4 protein-coding genes, 1 tRNA gene and 2 pseudogenes are annotated in these 6,285 nt (G+C 43.9%); 2 read left to right on the top strand and 5 right to left on the bottom strand.

What is annotated here, in order from left to right; all coding sequences use genetic code 11:
* Positions 1–219: 219 nt before the first annotated feature.
* From bluB to AAKU61_RS21765, 4 genes are all read right to left on the bottom strand, one after another.
* On the bottom strand, positions 220–915 hold the full coding sequence (gene bluB / locus AAKU61_RS21750; protein WP_354335640.1) for a 5,6-dimethylbenzimidazole synthase: 696 nt from the start codon (positions 913–915) through the stop codon (positions 220–222).
* 338 nt (positions 916–1,253) lie between these two features.
* Positions 1,254–1,333: transfer RNA gene (locus AAKU61_RS21755), tRNA-OTHER, on the bottom strand.
* A gap of 558 nt (positions 1,334–1,891) precedes the next feature.
* Positions 1,892–2,326 (bottom strand): sensor histidine kinase, encoded by a 435-nt coding sequence (locus AAKU61_RS21760; RefSeq protein WP_354335642.1) that lies wholly within the window; start codon positions 2,324–2,326, stop codon positions 1,892–1,894.
* Positions 2,229–3,842 carry a PAS domain-containing sensor histidine kinase gene (locus AAKU61_RS21765; protein WP_354335644.1) on the bottom strand — a complete coding sequence of 538 codons (1,614 nt, stop codon included), beginning with the start codon at positions 3,840–3,842 and terminating at the stop codon, positions 2,229–2,231. Before AAKU61_RS21765 ends, AAKU61_RS21760 begins: the two co-directional genes overlap by 98 nt.
* Positions 3,843–3,886: 44 nt before the next feature.
* Between AAKU61_RS21765 and AAKU61_RS21770 the strand changes: the two are divergent.
* Positions 3,887–4,465: pseudogene (locus tag AAKU61_RS21770) on the top strand (Mu transposase domain-containing protein); the annotation flags it as partial.
* Positions 4,466–4,467: 2 nt separating this feature from the next.
* Positions 4,468–5,271 carry an IS21-like element helper ATPase IstB gene (gene istB / locus AAKU61_RS21775; RefSeq protein WP_354335646.1) on the top strand — a complete coding sequence of 268 codons (804 nt, stop codon included), beginning with the start codon at positions 4,468–4,470 and terminating at the stop codon, positions 5,269–5,271.
* A 407-nt stretch (positions 5,272–5,678) separates the two neighbouring features.
* Here istB and AAKU61_RS21780 read toward each other — a convergent pair.
* Positions 5,679–6,015, bottom strand: a pseudogene (locus AAKU61_RS21780) (transposase); the annotation flags it as partial.
* Positions 6,016–6,285: the final 270 nt, after the last annotated feature.

The raw sequence follows: 6,285 nt of genomic DNA on the forward strand, positions 1-6,285 counted from the left end.
CACGCCATGATTGCCACTCTTTAAATTTATCCTGTTGCTATTGTCTCATTTGAGGTAAACACTCTGCTTGGCTTTTTATCGTGCAAAGATCTCTAGTTAATTGACGACTAAAAATATTTTTTAGAAAACTCACACTTTACTTCGTAGATGAGTTTTTTAGTGGTGTCTCAAAAATACTGTTTACCTAACCTATCTTCTGATTTTTGGTTCAAACCTGACTTAGAGCGGCGTATCCTCACCAAGCTTCTGATGTGATGATGATGCGACTGCTTCACCGGAACCCCAATGATCAACGAATACTAAATCGTTTAAGTTACGCTGGCGCTCCCAGCCTTCCAGTTCCAACATCGGTTTAGGATAGAATTGTTCGACATGACCCAGACAGATAATCGCAATCGGCTTTCCTCCCGGAGGAATACTGAGTAAGCGCGCAAGCCTCTCTGGATCAAATAGAGAAACCCATCCCATACCGAGTCCTTCTGCCCTCGATGCCAACCACATGTTTTGGATTGCGCAAGCGACGGATGCAATGTCCATTTCCGGTAAGGTACGACGTCCGAATACATAGGGGTCACGACCGTCCATTAAGGTGACTACGATTAATTCTCCGCATTCGCGTATTCCTTCTACCTTCAAACGTAAAAACTCACTCCCCCTCTCGCCCAGTTCTAAAGCAGTATTGGATCGCTCTTCATCTACGATATTAAAGATCGCATGGCGCACATCTGCATTGAGAATACGAATAAAACGCCATGGCTGCATTAGCCCCACGCTGGGAGCCTGATGGGCAGCGGTAAACAGTCGCAGCAAGACATTTTCATCGATAGCGCCAGGCAGAAAGTGTCTGATATCGCGTCGCTGTGCGATGAGTCGATAAACCGTATCGATTTCTTGCGGTGAAAACTTATCAGACAATTTCGTCTCTCTTTTATAATTAAATAGCAGAAAATTCGTTCGCGCATAGTACTCATGTACTAAGGCTAGTTATAAGCAGATATGCATTTTTCGAGATTAGTGGCGCTGCGTGACTTTATGGTGTTACGAACACATTTTTCTCTACTTCTTTACCTATTTTCATACGTGTTTCTTTAATCTCGGAAATTAACTGTAAACGCGATTAAAGAACTGGGAAATAACGCATGTTTGAAATACGTTGTCACTATAACTTCTGACGATGAGATTCCGTTATCAGGATTGCCACGAGAGAAATCCAAACAAAAAAGCCCTTGATAAATCAAGGGCTTTTTTATGTCTGGCGGAAGCAGGGATTCGAACCCCCGATACGTTTGCACGTACGTCTGATTTCGAGTCAGACATACTTTCCCAGCAATCCTTGGAAACCCACATGAAAACTCATTATTTCGTTTATGCTGATTATGGATAATAAGCTATTTTATTCATTGAATGACAAAAAAATGCACATCCAAAAATTAAATGATGTGTGAGTTGATCGAGCAAAGCTACCTTCTTTGGCATGATCAAATACGCTCGACCACTCAGAAAAACTGAGCTCCTTCGCAATGTTGATACAAGTATGCTAGTGCAATTTAAGAAACAAAGGTAGGCGCCAATTACTATTTTAATTGCGAGCTACGCTCATGGTGCCTGACCGCACTAATTCGATATGGGTTCGCGCAGCGACAGTTATGACCAGTCAAACGAGTCATCAGTTATCTCTTAAGATACTGAGCGAGCTTACCTTAAAACGGCTAATTATTTTGAACCATGAATCAACAGAAACAATCGATGGTATGAAGCACACTTCTTTTGGTGGGTATTAGCTCCATAACTGTCCAAACTCAGAGCCTGACATCGGCTCTGATAACAGAAAGAAGTAAGTCACATGAGACAAAGGGAATCAATTTCATGCTCTGTCACTTGAAAAAAGTTTTTAAATTATCCGCGGAAGCTCTATATAAAAGGTAGTGCCTAATCCCACAACTGAGGTAAATCGTATGGTTCCGGCCATTTGTTCAATAATTGGCTTACAAATACTTAATCCTAGGCCCGACCCTCCTTTTTTCCGCGTATTACTGGCATCAACCTGAGAAAATTTCATAAAAATTTTATCGTAAAATTCTTCTGGAATTCCACATCCTCGGTCAGTCACCTCGATCAGCCAATTTTCAGCGTTCAAGGATAAGGTAATGTCGACGATCCCTCCTTCGTCCGAAAATTTACTTGCGTTGGAAGTTAGATTAACAATCACTTGTGTAATCCTATCCTGATCAACATAACAGGGAGCTTCTTTTAACGAGCAGGTAAATTGGAGATGGACGCCATATCCGATATTGAGCCGCATAGGAAGAACTTGACTCCATGGCATTTTGAATCAGACTGACTAAATCGTGTTTTTGAATATCAAAAACGATATTGCCACTTTCAATTTTTTCAATATCCAACATATCATTAATCAGACGAATGAGCCGGTCGACGTTACGGCGTGCGATTACCATTAAATCAGTTACTTTAGCCGGTACTTCTCCCACAACACCCGAAATGATTAATCCTAATGCCCCATTTATTGAAGTGAGTGGTGTGCGCAACTCGTGGCTAACGGTAGACACGAATTCATTTTTAATTGATTCAACTTTTACCCTGTCAGTAATGTCAAAAGTCATCGAATAAAAACCATTGATATCGCCTGCCTCTGTCCTGGCAGGTACAAAGTTAGATTCGTAATGTAAAATTTTCCCGTCATATAAAATTTGTCCTTGAAATCTCACCCATTCCCCGTTTAAAACTTGATCGATGTAAGGGGATATAAATGTATATAACTCTGAACTGCGTGTCTCACTAACTAACTTGCCAATCATTTTTTCTGGATCGCTTCCGACAAATTTTGCCAAAGCGGCGTTAACAAACAAATAGCGTTGTTGCGTATCAATGTACGCAATTTGTGCTGGAAGATTATCGGCAATTGTTCTTAAGCGTTCCTCCGATTCCGCCTGTTTTAGTTCGGCTTGTTTTCTAGCAGTAATATCTAGTGCCATGACATAAATTCCAGAAATCGAACCATCATCTGCAACATCTGGCGTAAAACTGACCGATAAGTGAGTCAGTAAACCGTCTACCATTTGCTGACGTTCAAACTGAATAGCTTCGCCTTTCATGGCTGTTTGTATCCCTGCAACCATGTTGGCATAATTTTTTTTGCCATACATTTCTAAAACAGTTTTTCCCAGCATCGTTTTAGGATCAATTTTTAGAAATTTTTGATAATACGCATTGGCAAACTGGTATTTTTCTTCTTTATCGATATAAGCAATCAGTGCTGGTAAGTTCTCCGTAGTTTCTTTTAACTGCTTTTCGCTGCGAGAGGCACGCGTCTCCGATTTCACAATATCGTCCAGCAATGGGCCGACGACCTTTCTCAATATTAATATTCCGATCATGAGTGAAATGCAAAGAACAATCAACGAACGAGACAATAAAAAATTAATAGGTTGATACAAGTCAACCGTATCTACTTTTGAAACAAATGCCAAACCTGTTGCGCCAATATGCGAATAAGCGGCAACGACATTTTTTCCTCGATAATCAGTCCCCGTGCGGATATCAGTCTTACCAGCAAGAGCATCGTCAACAGGTAATCGAATGCGATCAACAAGCGGTGCTAAAATTAATGGGGATGGATGTAATTTAGAAGGAAAGCAGGCAACCGATCTACCCGCATCCCCACAAATAACAATTTCTGCACTGGCGTCAACATTATTAAAAGGTTGATAAATCGTTGAGAAAATGCTCAATGAACGTTCAGTTGTCAGATAAGCGATTGGCTTACCAGACTCTAATGTTATTTCTGAAGTACTCAAATAAGAGAAGCCCTCTGAACTCCACATCAACGCATCTTTTACTGGGGTATGTAGAGGTATTGACAGTTCAATACGTTGAGAAACTAGCTCGAGTATCTTCAACCTGTCTTATCAGCGCGCACCGCAATCGTTACTCCGTTCCCTGTGAACTGGCCGGTCAATTGGTCAGCACACGTCTCTATCCCAATCACGTCAGCATTATCGCCAATGATGTGATTGTTGCCCGCCATCTCCGGATAACGGAGCGCTCTCTGGTCTGCTACGACTGGCAACATTACATCCCTCTGATCCAGCGGAAACCCGGTGCGCTTCGAAACGGTGCTCCCTTTGCAGACATGCCAGCGCCTTTGAAGCGATTGAAACAAGGACTGATGCGCTATGCAGGTGGTGATCGGATTATGGCGCAAGTATTAGCTACCGTGCCGACTGCAGGACTGGATGCCCTGCTGGTTGCCGTTGAGTTAGTCAACGAGTCTGGTGCACTCAGTGCCGAACACATTCTAAACGTGTTAGCAAGATGGGATGGGAGTCCAGTACCAGAGACTGTGGAAACCAGTTTGGAATTAAAAGAAGTGCCAGTAGCCAATACCGAACGCTATGACAGCTTACGAGAACTGGATGACGTCACAACTAGCACACAAGGAGAATAATCATGATCAACATCACAGCGGAATTAAATTCTTTACGCCTTCACGGGATGTCAAGCGCCTGGGCAGAATTAGTAACGCAGGGCACTACACCAACAGAGCCATATCAATGGATTATTGAACATCTACTTCATGCGGAATTTACTGAGCGCGGCATGAAATCATTGCGTCATCAAATGGCGATGGCAAAGTTTCCGGTACATCGTGATCTGGCTGGATTTGACTTTAGTTCCTCCAGTGTCGATCAGGTGCTAGTCAAACAACTGGCCACGTTAGCATTTACAGACACTGCGCAGAATGCGGTATTGATTGGTGGGCCAGGCACAGGTAAGACTCACATCGCAACAGCAATTGCTGCCTCTGGCATTACAACGAAAGGAAAGCGGGTACACTTCTATTCGACCGTGGATCTGGTCAATTTACTAGAAAAGGAAAAACGAGACGGTAAGGCAGGACGACTGGCGCTGCAAATGAGTCGACTAGACCTCATCATTTTAGACGAGCTTGGATATCTCCCATTCAGCCAGGTTGGCGGCGCACTGCTGTTTCATCTGCTCTCTAAATTGTACGAACATACCAGTGTGATAATTACCACCAACCTCAGCTTCTCGGAATGGTCGAGTGTATTTGGTGATGCCAAGATGACGACTGCCTTGCTGGATCGACTAACGCATCATTGTCATATCGTCGAAACTGGAAATGAGTCTTATCGCTTCCATCACAGCAGTTCCGCTGCCAAAGTCAGAATTCAAACTCGTGAACAAGGACGCAAGGGAGGGAAAATAGAAAATGAAGAGGACATGCTTTAAGTTTGCGCGCGGGGTAGTCACTTCGGGCTACGCCCTTCGTGACTACCCCGCAACTTCTTACCCGGGTAACACGATAAATAAATAGGTTAAAAACTAACTATTTGTTAGGCTTATCCACAATTGCTGGTTCAAGAAACAGCAACTCGCCCTGGGGCAATATTCAATCGGCAGGGTGGGTCAACGTGCGATCCGCACCCCCATGCAGTGCATATTCGGCAACTTTCGACTGGCTGGTCAAAAGGCAGAATGCTATCGCATCTGACCCTTTGACTTTTTATTCAATGTTGCTCTTCGTATTTGAATCCGCCCATTCTCACCTATCAAAATAACTATGCGCATACTTGTTCTCTCCGATCTACAACATGAGCTGTGGAAGCGTTTTGCTCCACGGATCGACCCCCTCTGTTAGCCAACCGGATAACACTAATGCGATACGCCTTAACTGTCGCTTGCGCCATCTCACGCCGCTGAGATGGCGTCACCACTTTTTTGCATCGCCTCCGAAATGATTTCCGCCTCCAGCCTCTCTTCGGCGTACATTTTCTTGAGCCGCCGATTCTCGTCTTCGAGCTCCTTCATCCGCGTCATCATCGACGCGTCCATGCCACCGTATTTGCTGCGCCATTTATAGAGCGAAGCCGAACTCATCCCATACTCGCGATAAAACTCCGGAACCGGCGTGCCAGATTCGGATTGCTTCAAGATATTGATAATCTGACTTTCCGTAAAGCGTGATGTTTTCATGTAAAACTTCCTCAAAATCGTATTTAAGAAAATTCTACTTTCAACTGATACTTTTTTGTGGGGGGGATTACCGGCAAATGCGCTTCCAGAGAGAGGAGCTGCGGCTCCTTTTTATTTTCAGGAGCGGGAGGCAAGGGAAGAAGCTCTGCAAAAAGGCAAAAGCCCTTAACTCTGCGGAGTTAAGGGCTTTGCGGAATAAAAGCCTGACGATGACCTACTTTCACACTGGTTGCAGCACTATCATTGGCGCGGAGTCGTTTCACGGTCCTG

Origin of the sequence: Undibacterium sp. GrIS 1.2, from assembly GCF_040544435.1 — a bacterium.
Taxonomy (GTDB): Bacteria; Pseudomonadota; Gammaproteobacteria; order Burkholderiales; family Burkholderiaceae_D; genus Undibacterium.

What these genes read in the sequence shown, in the direction of transcription:
- AAKU61_RS21760 (WP_354335642.1), bottom strand. Translation starts at nt 2,326, where the DNA reads ATGCCATGGAGTCAAGTTCTTCCTATGCGGCTCAATATCGGATATGGC.
- AAKU61_RS21765 (WP_354335644.1), bottom strand. Translation starts at nt 3,842, where the DNA reads ATGTGGAGTTCAGAGGGCTTCTCTTATTTGAGTACTTCAGAAATAACA.
- istB (WP_354335646.1), top strand. Translation starts at nt 4,468, where the DNA reads ATGATCAACATCACAGCGGAATTAAATTCTTTACGCCTTCACGGGATG.